The 15,887-nt window shown below is 69.0% G+C and carries 14 protein-coding genes and 1 tRNA gene; 9 read left to right on the top strand and 6 right to left on the bottom strand.

Annotation, left to right across the window (positions count from 1 at the left end):
• The first annotated feature begins 4 nt into the window (after nucleotides 1-4).
• The 8 genes from CK951_RS08885 (at nucleotide 5) to iolB (ending at nucleotide 9,511) form a co-directional block, all read left to right on the top strand.
• Entirely contained in the window at nucleotides 5-1,024 is a 1,020-nt protein-coding gene (locus CK951_RS08885) for an ABC transporter permease (protein WP_096785803.1), read from the top strand.
• Nucleotides 1,025-1,111: 87 nt separating this feature from the next.
• Nucleotides 1,112-2,014 carry a sugar phosphate isomerase/epimerase family protein gene (locus tag CK951_RS08880; RefSeq protein WP_096785802.1) on the top strand — a complete coding sequence of 301 codons (903 nt, stop codon included), beginning with the start codon at nucleotides 1,112-1,114 and terminating at the stop codon, nucleotides 2,012-2,014.
• Between the two features lie 8 nt (nucleotides 2,015-2,022).
• On the top strand, nucleotides 2,023-3,027 hold the full coding sequence (locus CK951_RS08875; protein WP_096785801.1) for a Gfo/Idh/MocA family protein: 1,005 nt from the start codon (nucleotides 2,023-2,025) through the stop codon (nucleotides 3,025-3,027).
• Between the two features lie 9 nt (nucleotides 3,028-3,036).
• Entirely contained in the window at nucleotides 3,037-3,822 is a 786-nt protein-coding gene (locus CK951_RS08870) for a TIM barrel protein (protein ID WP_096785800.1), read from the top strand.
• A 91-nt stretch (nucleotides 3,823-3,913) separates the two neighbouring features.
• On the top strand, nucleotides 3,914-5,824 hold the full coding sequence (iolC, locus tag CK951_RS08865) for a 5-dehydro-2-deoxygluconokinase (RefSeq protein WP_096785799.1): 1,911 nt from the start codon (nucleotides 3,914-3,916) through the stop codon (nucleotides 5,822-5,824).
• Nucleotides 5,821-7,683 (top strand): 3D-(3,5/4)-trihydroxycyclohexane-1,2-dione acylhydrolase (decyclizing), encoded by a 1,863-nt coding sequence (gene iolD / locus CK951_RS08860; RefSeq protein WP_096785798.1) that lies wholly within the window; start codon nucleotides 5,821-5,823, stop codon nucleotides 7,681-7,683. Before iolC ends, iolD begins: the two co-directional genes overlap by 4 nt.
• 9 nt (nucleotides 7,684-7,692) lie before the next feature.
• Nucleotides 7,693-8,601 carry a myo-inosose-2 dehydratase gene (gene iolE, locus CK951_RS08855; RefSeq protein WP_096785797.1) on the top strand — a complete coding sequence of 303 codons (909 nt, stop codon included), beginning with the start codon at nucleotides 7,693-7,695 and terminating at the stop codon, nucleotides 8,599-8,601.
• A gap of 106 nt (nucleotides 8,602-8,707) precedes the next feature.
• Complete coding sequence (iolB, locus tag CK951_RS08850; protein ID WP_096785796.1) at nucleotides 8,708-9,511, top strand: 5-deoxy-glucuronate isomerase; 804 nt, start codon at nucleotides 8,708-8,710, stop codon at nucleotides 9,509-9,511.
• Nucleotides 9,512-9,604: 93 nt separating this feature from the next.
• On the opposite strand, the gene CK951_RS08845 is transcribed toward iolB, so the two are convergent.
• Nucleotides 9,605-9,787 carry a hypothetical protein gene (locus CK951_RS08845; RefSeq protein ID WP_157764527.1) on the bottom strand — a complete coding sequence of 61 codons (183 nt, stop codon included), beginning with the start codon at nucleotides 9,785-9,787 and terminating at the stop codon, nucleotides 9,605-9,607.
• A gap of 522 nt (nucleotides 9,788-10,309) precedes the next feature.
• Here CK951_RS08845 and CK951_RS08840 point away from each other — a divergent pair.
• A complete protein-coding gene (locus tag CK951_RS08840) occupies nucleotides 10,310-11,170 on the top strand; it encodes a glycoside hydrolase family 16 protein (RefSeq protein WP_096785794.1) in 861 nt (286 codons plus the stop codon).
• A 133-nt stretch (nucleotides 11,171-11,303) separates the two neighbouring features.
• Here CK951_RS08840 and CK951_RS08835 read toward each other — a convergent pair.
• The 5 genes from CK951_RS08835 to CK951_RS08815 all read right to left on the bottom strand — a co-directional run bounded on the left by CK951_RS08835 (nucleotide 11,304) and on the right by CK951_RS08815 (nucleotide 15,782).
• Nucleotides 11,304-11,377: transfer RNA gene (locus CK951_RS08835), tRNA-Gly, on the bottom strand.
• 53 nt (nucleotides 11,378-11,430) lie between these two features.
• Nucleotides 11,431-13,452: an ASKHA domain-containing protein gene (locus tag CK951_RS08830; protein ID WP_096785793.1), complete on the bottom strand. Its 2,022-nt coding sequence runs from the start codon at nucleotides 13,450-13,452 to the stop codon at nucleotides 11,431-11,433.
• A 104-nt stretch (nucleotides 13,453-13,556) separates the two neighbouring features.
• Entirely contained in the window at nucleotides 13,557-14,531 is a 975-nt protein-coding gene (locus CK951_RS08825; RefSeq protein ID WP_096785792.1) for a methyltetrahydrofolate cobalamin methyltransferase, read from the bottom strand.
• Complete coding sequence (locus CK951_RS08820) at nucleotides 14,528-15,460, bottom strand: 5,10-methylenetetrahydrofolate reductase (protein ID WP_096787211.1); 933 nt, start codon at nucleotides 15,458-15,460, stop codon at nucleotides 14,528-14,530. Before CK951_RS08820 ends, CK951_RS08825 begins: the two co-directional genes overlap by 4 nt.
• Nucleotides 15,461-15,488: 28 nt before the next feature.
• Nucleotides 15,489-15,782 (bottom strand): virulence factor, encoded by a 294-nt coding sequence (locus tag CK951_RS08815; protein WP_096785791.1) that lies wholly within the window; start codon nucleotides 15,780-15,782, stop codon nucleotides 15,489-15,491.
• Nucleotides 15,783-15,887 lie beyond the last annotated feature (105 nt).

Genomic DNA, 15,887 nt, shown 5'->3' with positions numbered 1-15,887 from the left:
AAGGATGAACGTGACGACGCAAGCCTCGGCCGCCGCTGCACGGCCCCAGCGCCGGCTGCCGCAGGAGTTCAACATCCTGCTGGTGCTGGTGGGTATCTCGCTGGTGTTCGAGATCCTCGGCTGGATGCTGATGGGGCAGAGCTTCCTAGGCAATACCCAGCGGCTCTCGATCATGATCCTGCAGGTCTCGGTGGTGGGGATCATCGCCATCGGGGTGACGCAGGTGATCATCTCGGGGGGCATCGACCTGTCCTCGGGCTCGATCGTTGGCGCCACGGCGATGATCTCGATGAGCCTCGCGCAGGTCGGCACCTACGAGCGTGCCGTCTATCCGATGCTCACCGACCTGCCGGTGATCGTGCCGCTGGCGGTGGGCCTCGGCGTGGGGCTTCTGGCCGGGATCATCAACGGGGCCCTCATCGCCTATACGAAGATCCCGCCCTTCATCGCCACGCTCGGCATGATGGTGGCGGCCCGCGGCTTTGCCAAGTGGTACACCAAGGGCCAGCCGATCAGCTTTCCTACCGACAGTTTCGCCGCCATCGGCGCCGGCATGAACCCGGTCTGGATCTTCCTCGCCGTCGCGGCCGTGGCCCATGTGATGCTGCGCTACACGCGCTACGGCAAGTTCACCTATGCCATCGGTGCCAACCCGCAGGCCGCCCGCGTCTCGGGCATCAATGTCGAGCGGCAGATCGTCAAGATCTACGCAGTGGCGGGCCTGCTGTCGGGGCTGGCGGGCATCGTGGTGGCGGCGCGGGGCCTGACGGCGCAGGCGGGCATGGGCACGATGTATGAGCTTGACGCCATCGCCATGGCGGTGATCGGCGGCGTCTCGCTCGCCGGCGGCCGCGGGTCGGTGATCGGCACGATGATCGGCATGGTGATCTTCGGCGTGATCATCTCGGGCTTCACCTTCCTCCGGCTCGACGCCTACTACCAGGAGATGATCAAGGGCGCGATCATCGTCGCCGCCGTGGTCGCCGACGTCTACCGGCAGAAGAAGCGCGTGAAGAAGGCCTGAGGGCCGCCCGCTTCCCTGTCGGTTCGGCCTCGCCGGGGGCCGCTGCTCCCCGGCGACCGGCGAGGCCCCCTTTCCACAGGAGTTCCCATGCGCATCGCGCTCGACCCCTTCATGCATCGTCACCTGAGCCTCGAGGCGCTTCCCCGGAAGGTCCGCGAACTGGGCTATGACTGGATCGAACTCTCCCCGCGTGCCGATTTCCTCGAATGGTTCAAGGCGCCGCGGGTGTTTCCCGACCGCATCCGCAGCTTCAAGGCGGCGCTGGCGGCCGAGAATGTCGGCATCGCCTCGCTGTTGCCGATGTATCGCTGGGCCTCGAACGACGAGGGTGAGCGGCAGGCGGCGGTCAGGCACTGGAAGCGCGCCATCGAGATCTGCCTGGAACTCGAGGTGGACACGATGAACTCCGAGTTCGGGCGCGGGCCGCACCCGGACCGGGGCTCGTGCTACTGCTGCCACACCGGCAGCATGATCGAGGCCTGCGAGGACGCCTGGTGGCGGTCGATGGAGGAACTGGTTCCGATCCTCGAGCGCGAGGGGATCAACCTGCATGTCGAGCCGCACCCCGAGGACTGGTGCGAGACGCTGCAACCCGCGCTGGACATCATCCGCACGGTGAATTCGCCCCGCGTGAAATTCCTCTACTGCGCGCCGCACACCTTCTATTTCGGCGACGATACGGCCGCGATGCTGCGCGCGGCGGCCGATGTGCTGGCCCATGTCCATGTCGGCGACACGTTCAACCACCGGGCAAGCTCGGGGCTGCGCTACATCCTGAACCCGCCGGGCACGCAGGCGCGCGTCCACCAGCATCTGAACATCGGTCAGGGCGAGGTGCCGTGGGACGAGTTCTTCGGCACGCTGGCCGAGGTGGGCTTCGATGGGATCATGACCGCCTGCGTCTTCGCCTGGGAGGACAAGGCCGATCACTCGGGCAGGTTCATGCGCGCCGAAATGCAGCGCTACATCGACACATTCTGGAAGAAGTGAGCAAAGACATGACCTTGCGACTTGGCGTCATCGGCACCGGGGCCATCGGCACCGACCACGCGCGCCGCATCAACCATGTGCTGACCGGCGGGCAGGTGGTCGCCGTGACCGATGTGAACCGTGAAAGCGCCGAAGCCTGCGTGGCCTCGGTGGCCGAGGGCGCGCAGCTCTGCGACAGCGCCGAGGAGGTGATCGCGGCCTCGGATGCGCTGCTCGTCTGCTCCTGGGGGCAGGCGCACGAGGCGCAGGTTCTGGCGGCCATCGCGGCCGGCAAGCCCGTCTTCTGCGAAAAGCCGCTTGCGACCGAGGCCGAGGGCGCGCGGCGAATCGTCGAGGCCGAGGTGGCCTTCGGCCGCCGCCTCGTGCAAGTGGGCTTCATGCGGCGCTACGACCGCGGCTACGTCGCACTGAAGCGGATGGTGGCCGAGCGTCTGGGCACGCCGCTGATGGTGCATGCCGCGCACCGCAACCCCACGGTGCCGGAGCGTTACGTCACGCCGATGGCGATCCATGACACGCTGATCCACGAGATCGACGTGCTGCGCTGGCTGCTGGATGACGATTATGTCTCGGCGCAGGTGATCTATCCGCGCGCCACCAGCCACACCCACGGCGCCCTGAAGGATCCGCAGATCGTCCTGCTGGAGACCGCGAAGGGCGTCCGCATCGACGTCGAGGTCTTCGTGAACTGCCGCTACGGCTATGACATCCAGTGCGAGGTGGTGGGCGAGGAGGGCGTCGGCCGCCTGCCCGAGCCGATGGCGATCCCGACCCGTCTGAACGCCACGCTCGGCCAGTCGATCCTGATGGACTGGAAGGACCGCTTCATCGACGCCTATGACGTGGAGCTTCAGGATTTCCTGACTGCGGCGGCGCGAGGAACAGCCTCCGGCCCGTCCTCATGGGACGGCTATGTCGCCGCGATCACCTCGGACGTCTGCGTTCGGGCGCAGGAGGCTCCGGGCTCCATCCTGCCGATCAGCCTGCCGGCCCGTCCGGCGCTTTACGACTGAGGTCGCCCCATGCGCTTTGCCCTGAACCATATCGTGGCGCCGAAGGTGCCTTTGCCCGACTTCTTCGCCATGGCCCGCGGGCTGGGGCTGTCCGAGGTCGAGATCCGCAACGACCTGCCCGACGTGGTGGGGACATGGGACCCGGTGGCGGTGAAGGCCGAGGCCGCGAAGGCCGGCGTCACCATCGTCTCGATCAACGCGCTCTATCCGTTCAACGTCTGGTCCGGCGACCTGCCGGACCGGGCGCTCGCGATGGCCGACTATGCCGCGGCCTGCGGGGCAAAGGCGCTGGTCATGTGCCCGCTGAACGACGGCACGCAGGTGGCGCATGCCGATCTGGTGGCGGCGCTGGAACGGATGAGGCCGATCCTGGATGACCGCGGGCTGACCGGCCTCGTCGAGCCGCTGGGCTTTCCGGTCTCGTCGCTCCGGACAAAGCACGAGGCGCTGGAGGCCATCGCGGCGGCGGACGGCGAGGGCTGCTTCCGGCTGCTTCACGACACGTTCCACCATCACCTTTCCGGCGAGACCGAGATCTTCGCCGACCGCACCGCGCTCGTCCACATCTCGGGCGTCACCGATCCGGACGTGGGGGTGGATGCGATGCTCGACCCGCATCGCGTGCTGGTCGATGCCGACGACCGGCTGGGGAACGTGGCGCAGATCCGCGCCCTGCTGGCGGCGGGCTATGACGGGCCGTTCAGCTTCGAGCCCTTCTCGCCGCTGGTTCATGCGCTGGCCGATCCCGAGGCGGCGGTGCGGGCGAGCATGGACCATGTGACCGGTGCAGCCTGAGCCGGGACCGGGGGCTCGCCGCCCCCGGACCCCCGCGTCAGGGGACCTTTCAGGCCCCCTGACAACCCCCGAGACCTTCAAGGGTGATGACATGAAGACGCTCGACGTGATCACGATAGGCCGATCCTCGGTCGACCTTTATGGCGCGCAGGTGGGCGGGCGGCTGGAGGACATGGGGTCGTTCCGCAAGTATATCGGCGGCTCGCCCACAAACATGGCCTGCGGCACCGCGCGGCTGGGGCTGCGCTCTGGCCTGATCACCCGGGTGGGGGACGAGCACATGGGCCGCTTCATCCGCGAGGAACTGGCGCGCGAGGGGGTGGACGTGCGGGGGGTGAAGACCGACCCCACGCGGCTGACGGCGCTGGTGCTCCTCGGCATCCGCGACGAGGACCGGTTCCCGCTGATCTTCTACCGCGAGAACTGCGCCGACATGGGCCTTGCCGAGGAGGACATCGACGAGGGCTTCATCGCCGAGGCCCGCGCCGTGGTGGCGACGGGCACCCATCTCAGCAACCCGCGGACCGAAGCCGCCGTGCTGAGGGCGCTTCATCTGGCGCGCAGGCACGGCGCGAAGACGGCGCTCGACATCGACTACCGGCCGAACCTCTGGGGGCTCGCGGGTCACGACGCGGGCGAGAGCCGCTTCGTCGAGAGCGCCGAGGTGACGGCGAAGCTGCAGTCGACGCTGCCGCTTTTCGACCTGATCGTGGGCACCGAGGAGGAATTCCACATCGCGGGCGGCTCGACCGACACGCTGGCCGCGCTGCGCCGGGTGCGGGAGGTCACTCCGGCCACGCTGGTCTGCAAGCGCGGCGCGGCCGGCGCGGTGGCCTTCGCGGGCGCGATCCCGGACAGCCTGGATGAGGGCGAAACCGGGCCGGGCTTCCCGATCGAGGTGTTCAACGTGCTGGGCGCGGGCGACGGCTTCATGTCCGGCCTGCTGAAGGGCTGGCTCGATGGCGAGGACTGGCCTGTCGCGCTGAAATACGCCAATGCCTGCGGCGCCTTCGCCGTCAGCCGGCACGGCTGCACCCCCGCCTATCCGTCGCTGAAGGAACTGGAGTTCTTCCTTGCCCGCGGCATCCGCGAGCGGGCGCTGCGCCACGACGTGGAGCTGGAACAGGTCCATTGGGCCACCAACCGGCACGGCGACTGGTCCAGCCTGCGCACCTTCGCCTTCGACCACCGGATGCAGCTCGAGGCGATGGAGGGTGCCACGCCGGCGAGGATCGGCGCCTTCAAGGAGTTGTGCCTGAAGGCTGCGCTCGCGGTGCAGGGGGGGCGGCCGGGCTACGGCATCCTCTGCGACGACAGGCTGGGGCGGCGGGCGCTGCATGCCTCGGCCGGAACCGGGCTCTGGGTCGGGCGGCCCGCGGAATGGCCGGGCTCGCGGCCGCTGTCGCTGGAACCCCAGCTTGGTCCCGACTGCGGCGGCCTTGAGGAATGGCCGCTGGGACAGGTGGTGAAGGTGCTGGTCTTCTGCCATCCGAACGACCCGCCCGAGTTCCGCGCCGAGCAGGAGGCGGTGGTCGCGCGCCTTTTCACCGCGGCGCGGCGCAACCGGCTGGAATTCCTGCTGGAGATCATCCCCTCGAAGGTGGGTCCGGTGGACGATCGCACGACGGCGAAGCTGATCCGACGGTTCTACGAGATCGGCATCTTCCCGGACTGGTGGAAGCTCGAGCCGATGGCGACGCAGGCCGGCTGGCGCAATGCCTGCGCCGCCATCGAGGAGAACGACCCCAACGTCCGCGGCGTTGTGGTGCTGGGCCTCGACGCGCCCGAGGCGGAACTGGCCGCGAGCTTCCGGCAGGCGGCACGCGAGCCGATGGTCAAGGGCTTCGCCGTGGGCCGGACGATCTTCGGCGAGGTGGCCGCGGGCTGGCTGGTCGGGCGGGTGACCGACGATGAGGCGGTCGAGGAAATGGCGCGCCGCTATTGGCGGCTTTGCGCGATCTGGGACGAGGCGCGCGCAGGCGCGGAGGAGAGGGTGGCATGACCGGTGTGACGGGTGAGGCGGGGGCGGCGACGCGGACGGTGCGGCTGACGGCGGCGCAGGCGATGGTGCGATGGCTGTCGGTGCAGATGACCGAGGACGGCGAGCGGTTCATCGAGGGCGTATGGGCGATCTTCGGCCATGGCAATGTGGCGGGCATCGGCGAGGCGCTGCACGGGATCGGCGACGAGCTGCCCACATGGCGGGGCCAGAACGAGCAGACCATGGCGCATGCCGCCATTGCCTGGGCCAAGACGAAGCGGCGGCGGCGGGCGCAGGCGGTCACCTCGTCGATCGGGCCGGGGGCCACGAACATGGTCACCGCGGCGGCGCTGGCGCATGTCAACCGGCTGCCGGTGCTGTTCATCCCGGGCGATGTCTTCGCCAACCGCCGCCCCGACCCGGTGCTGCAGCAGATCGAGGACTTCGACGACGGCACGGTTTCGGCCAACGACTGCTTCCGCCCCGTCGTGCGCTACTTCGACCGCATCATGCGGCCCGAGCATCTGTTGACCTGCCTCCCCCGGGCGCTCGCCGTGATGACGGATCCGGCGAACTGCGGCCCCGTCTGCCTTGCCTTCTGCCAGGACGTGCAGGCCGAGGCGTATGATTACCCTGAGAGCTTCTTCGTGCCGAGGGTCTGGCGCATCCGCCGCCCCGAGCCTGATCCCGTGGAACTGGCCGAGGTGGCGGCGTTGCTGAAGGCGGCCGAGCGGCCGGTGATCGTGGCGGGGGGCGGCGTGCTCTATTCCGGGGCCGAGGGGGTCCTCAAGGCCTTCGCCGAACGCCACAACATCCCCCTTGTCGAGACACAGGCCGGCAAGGGCGCGCTCGACTGGCGCGAGCCGCTGAACTTCGGCTCGCCGGGCGTCACGGGCAGCGATTGCGGGAACAAGGCTTGCGCCGAGGCCGACCTGATCCTCGGGATCGGCACGCGCTTCCAGGACTTCACCACTGGCAGTTGGACCGTCTTCGCCAATCCGGCGAGACGGCTCGTGTCGGTCAACCTGCACCCCTACGACGCGCAGAAGCATGGCGCGCTGCCGCTGGTGGCGGATGCGCGCGTGGCGGTCGAGCGGCTGTCCGAGGCGCTGGGCGACCGGCGGTGGAGCGATCCGGACTTTGCCGCCCGCGAGGCGTGGTTCGCGGCCGCGGGCCGGGTCACCGCGCCGCCGCCGCCCGGCAACCGGCTGCCCACCGACGCGCAGGTGATCGGCGCGGTGCAGCGGGTGGCGAGGGAGCGGACGGTGGCGATGTGCGCGGCGGGCACCATGCCGGGGGCGCTGCAGGTGCTCTGGCGCGCGGCTCCCGGCGGCTACCACATGGAATACGGCTATTCCTGCATGGGCTACGAGGTGGCGGGCGCCATGGGCATCGCGCTGGCGGCCCCCGGGAAGGAGGTGATCTGCTTCGTCGGCGACGGCAGCTACATGATGGCGAATTCGGAACTCGCCACGGCCGTGATGCGGCGCGTGCCCTTCACGGTGGTGCTGACCGACAACCGCGGCTACGGATGCATCAACCGGCTGCAGCAGGAATGTGGCGGGGCCGAGTTCAACAACATGTATGCCCATTCGAACGTCGAGGCACAGCCCGGGATCGACTTCGTCGCCCATGCCGCCGCGATGGGCGCCCATGCCGAGAAGGCTTCGGACATCGCGGATCTCGAGGCGAGGATCGTCGCCGCCCGCGGCCGTGACCGTCCCACCGTCATCGTCATCGACACCGACGCCACCCCCGGCACCGGCGCTGGCGGCCACTGGTGGGACGTCGCCGTCCCGCAGGCGGGCGGCCCCGAACGGCTGGAACAGGCCCGCGAGAGATACACCACGAACGCCGCCCGGCAGCGGACCTTCGACTAGGAGACCGACATGATCCTTTACGGAACCAATCCCATCGCCTGGTCGAATGACGACGACCAGAGCATCGGCGCCCATCTCACGCTTGACGACTGCCTGTCGGACTGCCGCAGGATCGGCTTCGACGGCATCGAGAAGGGCCACAAGATGCCGAACGACGGCAGCGCGCTGAAGGCGAGGCTGGGCGAATACGGCCTGCGCTTCGTGTCGGGCTGGCATTCGACCCACCTGCTCGCGCGCGACATCGAGACCGAGAAGGCGGCGATGCAGGGCTTCATCGACATGCTGAAGGCGGCCGGCTCCGACCGCATCATCACCTGCGAATGCTCGAACACCGTGCATGGCAGGGACGGCGTGGCGGTGAACGACCGACCGCGCCTGACCGAGGAGGAGTGGGCCCGCTTCACCGCCGGGATCGATGCGCTGGCCGAGTTCGCGGCAGCGCAGGGCATCACGCTGGTCTATCACCACCACGCCGGCACGATCATCGAATCCGAGGACGAGATCGACCGGCTGATGGCCTCGACCCGGACGATGAACCTGCTGCTTGACACCGGACATTGCACCTTTGGCGGCGGCGATCCGCTGCGCGTGGCCGAGAAGCACATGGGCCGCGTACGGCACATCCATGCCAAGAACCTGCGCCCCGCCATCCTTGCCGAGGTGCGCGGGCAGGGCCTCTCGTTCCTGGAGGGCGTCCGGCGGGGGTTGTTCACCGTCCCCGGCGATCCGGAGGGCTGCGCGGACTTCCTGTCCGTGCTGAAGGTCGCGGCCCGGCACGGCTATGACGGCTGGCTGGTCATCGAGGCCGAGCAGGACCCGCTGGTGCGCGATCCCCTCACCTACCAGAGCATGGGCTTCGAGGCGCTGCGCCGCATGGCACGCGAGGCGGGCCTCGATCGCGGCCGGACGGCTGCCTGAAGGGGAAGCGGGGGCTCGCCGCCCCCGCACCCCCGCGCCAGGGGGCCTCCTGCCCCCTGGCCACCCCCGGCGCGCCCGGAACTTCCGCGCGAGGAAAGGAGAGGCCATGTCACGGCTGCTGTGCCGACCCTTCGGCACCCACGGCAAGGTGCACGAGATCACGCCCGCCGCGGCCGGCTGGCGCTACGTCGGCTTCTCGCTCTGGCGGCTGCGCGCCGGCGAGAGCGCGGCCGAAGCCACGGGCGGCATGGAGGCGATCCTCGTCATGGTCGAGGGCCGCGCCCGCTTCGAGGCCGCGGGCCGCGACTGGGGCGAGATCGGCGACCGGATGGACGTGTTCGAGAAGACGCCGCCGCACTGCCTGTATCTGCCCGCCGGTTCGGACTGGCGGGCGGTGGCCACGACCGATTGCACCATCGGCGTCTGCCTCGCCCCCGGACGGGGCGGCCATGCGGCGCGCCGGATCGGCCCCGGGGGCATCACGCTCACCCCGCGCGGCGAGGGTTCGAACCTGCGCCACATCAACAATATCGCAATGGAGGCGGAGGACGTCGCCGACAGCCTGCTGGTGACCGAGGTCTTCACGCCCGCGGGCAACTGGTCCTCCTATCCCAGTCACCGGCACGACGAGGACGACTTTCCCCGCATTACCTATCTGGAGGAAACCTACTATCACCGCCTGAACCCGGCGCAGGGGTTCGGCATCCAGCGGGTCTATACCGAGGACGGGACGCTGGACGAGACGATGGCGGTGCGCAACCACGATGTCGTGCTGGTGCCGCGGGGACATCATCCCTGCGGCGCGCCGCATGGCTACGAGATGTATTACCTCAACGTGATGGCGGGTCCGCTGCGCAAGTGGCGCTTTGCGCCCGACCCCGCGCACGCATGGCTTCTGCCGAGCCCCTGAGCCGCCGGGGGCTACATGCGCCGGACGCGAGGCGCCGAAGATCGCCGTCGGGGCGACGGCCGACGCCTGCGGACTGCGGTCTCCGGCCCTGTGTCAGAAGGCGCTGAACACCCCCGAGAGCAGGCTTGTGACGACGCCCGCCGCGAGCGAGATCAGCAAGGCATGTGCTCCGATCGCCACCCTTGAGCGGAGGTCGCTGATCGGCTCGAACGGGCCGTGATGGGGGAAGTTCAGTCGGTCCGACCTGTCATTCTGCTCGGGGTCTTGCGAGTCCACGGAGGTCTCTCTGCCGGTTTCACCTGGCGTGATGGTCGCGCGCATCCGCAAAGCCGATCAACGCGGCAGAATGGCCCTGAGCGCCCGGCGTGGCGCGGCATTTGGCCCGCGACCTCCCGGGCCAGCTGAGACCTGCGCCGTCGCGGTCGCCGAGCCCCGGGCCGATGGCCCGGGTGAGGCAACGCGCCCTGCAACGGCCCGCCGAACGCTGGCTTCCCGAAGTGTCAACCCGGGGCTGGCAAGGTCCTCCGGCGCAGGTGCCATGCCACCCCGCAAGATGTTGAAGCGGGAGGGTCGCCTGATCGGAGGGACCTGGAGGGCGGCAGGCATCGACGGGTTCTTGCCTCACCGTGGGACGGCCGACGCCCCGCAGGGTCCGGCCGTCCACGGCTCCGGCGCCGCCTTGGCAAGGGGATGAAGGCATCCCGCCAGCCTGCGTCCGCCGGGTGCTGACATGGCGCCTGCGCGAGCATCCACCACCGCGGCCCGGTCGCCGCGATCCGCGAACCAAAGGAGACGCCCATGGGAATCGATCCCGACATCCAACCGTTCCTTGACGACCTGGCCGCGCGCGTTTCGGCGCTGGAATGTGCGACGCCTGCCAGTCCGGACCTGACCTCGGCGCTGGCCCGCATTGCCGCACTCGAGACGCGCACCGCAGGTGCCGCGTCGGCGCTGGCCGGCGGTCTCGTGCAGCCGGAAGAGCCGGAGATCCCCGCCGTTGTCCTGCCGGAGGGCTACCGGCTCCTCGGCGACTTCCGCCGCGCTCGTGGCGATGCCGCCCAGTGGGGCACCGACGAACTGATCATGACCACATGGCAGGGCGGCGCCGGCACGATGGGCGACCCCTCGCTGATCACCTGGGGCAGCGACGGCACGGCCCTGCTGCAGTTCCGCGACGGCAATCCGCCGCGTGCGGGCGTCATGCAGCTGAACCGCCCGCAGAAGGCCTTGGGGCGCTGGGGCATGATCGCGGGCGACATCAAGCCGGGCGCGGTCGCCGCGTTCTTCACCTATGCCGGCAATGGCCGCGAGTTCGACTTCGAGCTGGGCCAGGTGAGCGGCAAGCCGACCTGGATCATCGGCATCCACCAGCCGAAGCCGGGCGGCGGCACGGTCTCGTCGGCCAAGAAGCACGCGGCCCTGACCGAGGGCGCGCACCGCTACGAGATCGAAGCCACGGCCGACGCAGTGGTGTTCTCGATCGACGGCGCGGAGGTCGCGCGCTTCACGGCCGCCGACGTTCCCGGCGCGACCTGGGACACGACCTCGGCGATGGAGGCCTTCTGCTCGGTCGAGAAGCACGGCAGCTGGGCGGGCTGGGCCGCGGCCGACTATGCGGCCAACACGGCGCAGATGCGGGTGCATGCGCTGATGCTGTGACGACGAAAGCCGGGCCCCGTGCCCGGCTTTTTCCCTCGCATGACAGACGCGGGAACAGGCGCCCGGATCCATGAGGAACACTCACAGCCGTGCAGGTCGGCTCACCCGGCCGAGGGGTCATGTGGGATGGGATTGGAGCGGGTGAAGGGAATCGAACCCTCGTCGTAAGCTTGGGAAGCTTCTGCTCTACCATTGAGCTACACCCGCCACGGGCCTTCACCTATGCCAGCCGCGCCGTTTCGTCAAGCGGCAGCGCACCATCAGCCGCGACGGCGGCGCCGGTCGCTTCCGCCGCCGGTGTTGAACGACACCTCGGGCAGCGAGACGATCCTCGCCAGTTCCGGGAAGGGGTCCACCGCATGGGGGATCGCATTCGCATTCACGAAATGCTCCTGGAAGCGCGGCTCGATCGCGGTCTCGACCTTGTGGATCTGCTGCACCACCTGCTCGATCGTGTCCCGTGCCGCGACCGACGCAAGGGCAATGCGGGCGCCGGTCCCTGCCGCGTTCCCGGCAGAGATCACCTTGCCGAGCGGCACGTCCGGGATCATTCCCAGCACCATGGCATGCTTCGGGCTGATGTGCGCGCCGAAGGCACCGGCCAGCACGACGCGGTCGACCTTGTCCACGCCGATCTCGTCCATCAGGAGCCGTGCGCCTGCGTAGAGCGCCGACTTGGCCAGCTGGATCGCCCGGATGTCAGTCTGGGTCACGAGGATCCGCGGGCCGCCCGTGGCGCTGCCGTCGTGGACAAGGTAGGAATGCGTCCGCCCGTCGGCTTCACAGCGCGCGCTGCCGGTCTGCTCGGACGAGCCGATCAGGCCGCGGGCGTCGAGCAGGCCCGCCATCCGCATCTCGGCCACCGCCTCGATGATGCCCGAGCCGCAGATGCCGGTGACCGTTCCCACGGCCTCGGCGAAGCCCGGCTCGTCCGACCAGAGGTCGCAGCCGATGACGCGGAAGCGCGGCTCCTTCGTGACCGGATCGATGGCAAGCCGCTCGATCGCGCCGGGCGCCGCACGCTGGCCCGAGGAGATCTGCGCGCCCTCGAAGGCGGGGCCGGTGGGCGAGGAGCAGGCCAGCACCCGAGCGGAGTTACCGAGCAGGATCTCGGCATTGGTGCCCACGTCCACGATCAGCACCATGTCGGTGGCCTTGTGCGGCTCTTCCGAGAGCGCGACGGCGGCGCAGTCGGCCCCGACATGGCCCGCGATGCAGGGCAGCACATAGACCCGCGCCGCGCGGTTCACCGACCCCAGATCCAGCTCGCGCGCATCAAGCGACAGGCTGCTGCCGAGCGCCAGCGCGAAGGGCGCCTGGCCCAGTTCCACCGGGTCGATGCCCAGCAGGAGGTGGTGCATCACCGGGTTGCAGACGAAGACGAGTTCATAGATCGAAGCCGGATCCACCTGCGCCTCGGCGGCGATCTCGGTCGCCAGCCGGTCGATGGCCTGGCGCACCGCCTTCGTCATCTCGATGTCGCCGCCCGGGTTCATCATCGCGTAGCTGACGCGGCTCATCAGATCCTCGCCGAAGCGGATCTGCGGGTTCATCACCCCCGCCGAGGCCAGCACCCGGCCATCCCGGAGGTCGCAGAGATGCGCGGCGATGGTGGTTGAGCCGAGGTCAATGGCAAGGCCATGAAGCCCGCCTTCGTAGAACCCGGGCCAGAGGTCGAGGATGCGGGTGCGCGCGTCGTGGTTGCCCTTGTGGAGCGCGACCGTCACCTTCCATTCGCCCTGCCGCAGCGCGCCTTGCAGGCGGCGCAGGAGGGGCAGGTCGGCCTCCACCCCCTGGACACCCCACTGTTCGCGAAGCGCGATCTGCAGACGCTCGAAATCGCCCGAGGGCTCGTCCATGTCGGGCTCGGCCACCTCGACGTAGAGCGTGCGCGTCGCGGGATCCATGGCGATCTCGCGCTCGGTCGCCGACTTGCGGATCACCTGCTTGTGCAGCTGGCTCTCGGGCGGCACGTCGATCACCACGTCGCCCATGATCTTCGCCTGACAGCCGAGACGCCGACCGTCCAGCATGCCCCGCTTGGACTTGTAGCGCTCCTCGACCGCGTTCCACTCCGACAGCGCGTCGGCCGCCACGGTCACGCCATGCTTGGCGAACTCGCCGTAGCCGGGCTGGACCTGACACTTCGAGCAGATGCCGCGCCCGCCGCAGACCGAATCGAGGTCAACCCCCAGTTGCCGCGCGGCGGCCAGGACGGGCGTGCCGACCGGAAAGCGGCCCCGCTTGCCGGAGGGGGTGAAGATGACCAGCGGGTCGGACATGGCGGCTCCTGCGGCTCGAAAGGAAGGGCAAGGGGTCACTGGCAACAGGATGGGAGAAGGGGAGCCGCGGGCATGGCGGCCCCCCTTTCAGGACTTGCGGGGTTTCAGGCGCGGGCGCGACGGCGGCCGCGGCCCCCGGCCGAAGCGGCGGCGGCACAGGCCTCGGGGAAGCTCGCGCCTTCCTTCACCGCGTCGAGGACGCGGGAGAACCTGATCCACTCGCCGCCATTCGGGTCGTGGTTCATCAGCATGTTGGCGGCGCGGATCGCCTCCATCTCGACCGACCGCACCGGGTTCATGATCGCCGAGGTCATGCCGGCGCCGATGGCCATCGGCAGGAAGGCCGCGTTCACGCCATGCCGGTTCGGCAGGCCGAAGGACACATTCGAGGCGCCGCAGGTGGTGTTCACGCCCAGCTCGTCGCGCAGGCGGCGAACGAGGGCGAAGACCTGCTGGCCCGCGCTCGCCATGGCGCCAACCGGCATCACCAGCGGATCGACCACGATGTCATGCGCGGGGATGCCGAAATCGGCCGCGCGCTCGACGATCTTCTTCGCCACCGCGAAGCGCACGTCGGGATCCTGACTGATGCCGGTGTCGTCGTTCGAGATCGCCACCACCGGCACGTTGTACTTCTTCACCAGCGGCAGGACGAGTTCCAGCCGCTCCTCCTCGCCCGTGACCGAGTTCAGCAGGGGGCGGCCCTCGCAGGTCTGCAGGCCCGCCTCCAGCGCGCCCGGAACCGAGCTGTCGATGCAGAGCGGGGTGTCGGTGATCGCCTGGATGCGGGCGATCAGCTCCTTCATCAGCGGCGGCTCGACGAAGTTGTTGTCGGCGTAGCGCGGATCCTCGGCCATCCTGTTGGTGAAGACCGCGCCCGAGTTCACGTCAAGCACCATCGCTCCGCAGGCCACCTGTTCCAGCGCATCCTTCTCGACCGTCGAGAAGTCGCCGGCTTCCAGTTCCGCGGCCAGCTTCTTGCGCCCGGTCGGGTTGATGCGCTCGCCGATCACGCAGAAGGGTTCGTCGAAGCCGATGACGACGGTTTTCGTTTTCGATTCAATGAAGGTACGGGTCATGCTTCAACCTTTTCCTCAAGATTAGCCGGGATGCCGGAGCGGCCGCCGTTCGCGGTCACCCACTCGGCATTGGCCTTGATGCCGCCCAGCGGGAAGAAGTGAACGGATTCAATGCCGAACATGTGGTTCTTCGCCTTGTGTGCGGCAATGCCGTTCACGAAATCGGTGGGCTCATAGGGCAGCAGCAGCTTGGTCACGTCCATCGCCCGCTTCTGCAGCACCCGCATCGAGGGGCCGACGCCGCAGGCGACCGCGAACTTGATCATGGTCTGAAGCTTCGCCGGGCCCGCGATGCCGATATGGATCGGCAGTTTGATGCCCTCGGCGGCCAGCCGCTCGGCCCAGGCGATCACCGGGTCGGGCTCGAAGCAGAACTGCGTCGCGATGGCCATCTTCGCGTCGGTGCGTTCCGAGAAGGCCTGCTTCCAGCGCAGCGCCTCCATCACCATGCGGTCAGAGCCGTCCGGGTCGATGTCCTTCGATCCTTCCGGGTGCCCGGCGACGTGCAGCCTCTCGAATCCGTCGAAGAGCCCGGTTTCCAGAAGTTGCATCGAGGAATGGAAGTCGCCCTGCGGCGCGCGCAGGCCGCCGGCGAGGATCAGACCCTGCCTGACGTTGGCCTCGCCCTGATAGCGGGCGATCCAGTCGGCGAGCGTGGCGCGGTCCTTGATGATCCGCGCCGGGAAGTGCGGCATCACGGGGAAGCCTTCGGCGTTCAGCCGCTTTGCGGTCGCCACCATCTCGTCGATCGGCGTACCGTCGATGTGGGCGATATAGACGCGGGTCCCGCGGGGCAGCAGGTCGCGGAAGTTCGCGACCTTCTCGGCCGTGCGCGGCATCACCTCGATCGAGTAGCCCTTCAGCAGCGCCTCGACCGGGGCCGGGGCAGAGGGGGCGGTCGCCTCGCGGCGGAGTTTGAAAAGCGCCATGGCGGCCTCCTTCAGGCGGCGGGGCAGGTCAGGCCCGGCCATCGTTGTCGATCAGCGCCCGAAGGCGCGCGGCATCGTAAAGGGCATCGAGACGCGCGGCCTCCGATGTCGCCAGCGACTCCGGGTCGCCCTCGACTTCGGTGGTGGCCTTGCGCCATTCGGCAAGATAGGCATCGCTGTCCTTCGCGCCGATCTTCATGGCGCAGCGGTCGATGGCCTGCTCGAAACGCTCGGGCAGCGGGGCCTTTGCGCCCTTGCGGCCGCGTCCCACGATGACCTGGGCCGGTATGTCGCGCCAGTAGACGATCGTCACCTCGGGCATCTCTGATTCCCCTTGCCTTGACCTCCTCATACGTGTCGCAAAGCCGCATCCGGCGTCGGATTTCGACATGGCGCGAGCGCGGAGCGACGCGGGCCCGCCGGACCC

Source organism: Rhodobacter sp. CZR27 (assembly GCF_002407205.1).
Classification (GTDB): Bacteria; Pseudomonadota; Alphaproteobacteria; order Rhodobacterales; family Rhodobacteraceae; genus Cereibacter_A.
This window is presented reverse-complemented; position numbering and strand designations above follow the sequence as displayed.

Bases quoted from the DNA above. Each gene is read 5' to 3' on its own strand.
- iolC (WP_096785799.1), top strand. From the start codon at position 3,914: ATGAAGACGCTCGACGTGATCACGATAGGCCGATCCTCGGTCGACCTT.
- CK951_RS08880 (WP_096785802.1), top strand. From the start codon at position 1,112: ATGCGCATCGCGCTCGACCCCTTCATGCATCGTCACCTGAGCCTCGAG.
- CK951_RS08825 (WP_096785792.1), bottom strand. From the start codon at position 14,531: ATGACCCGTACCTTCATTGAATCGAAAACGAAAACCGTCGTCATCGGC.
- iolD (WP_096785798.1), top strand. From the start codon at position 5,821: ATGACCGGTGTGACGGGTGAGGCGGGGGCGGCGACGCGGACGGTGCGG.
- CK951_RS08870 (WP_096785800.1), top strand. From the start codon at position 3,037: ATGCGCTTTGCCCTGAACCATATCGTGGCGCCGAAGGTGCCTTTGCCC.
- iolB (WP_096785796.1), top strand. From the start codon at position 8,708: ATGTCACGGCTGCTGTGCCGACCCTTCGGCACCCACGGCAAGGTGCAC.
- iolE (WP_096785797.1), top strand. From the start codon at position 7,693: ATGATCCTTTACGGAACCAATCCCATCGCCTGGTCGAATGACGACGAC.
- CK951_RS08830 (WP_096785793.1), bottom strand. From the start codon at position 13,452: ATGTCCGACCCGCTGGTCATCTTCACCCCCTCCGGCAAGCGGGGCCGC.
- CK951_RS08820 (WP_096787211.1), bottom strand. From the start codon at position 15,460: ATGGCGCTTTTCAAACTCCGCCGCGAGGCGACCGCCCCCTCTGCCCCG.
- CK951_RS08815 (WP_096785791.1), bottom strand. From the start codon at position 15,782: ATGCCCGAGGTGACGATCGTCTACTGGCGCGACATACCGGCCCAGGTC.
- CK951_RS08875 (WP_096785801.1), top strand. From the start codon at position 2,023: ATGACCTTGCGACTTGGCGTCATCGGCACCGGGGCCATCGGCACCGAC.
- CK951_RS08885 (WP_096785803.1), top strand. From the start codon at position 5: ATGAACGTGACGACGCAAGCCTCGGCCGCCGCTGCACGGCCCCAGCGC.
- CK951_RS08840 (WP_096785794.1), top strand. From the start codon at position 10,310: ATGGGAATCGATCCCGACATCCAACCGTTCCTTGACGACCTGGCCGCG.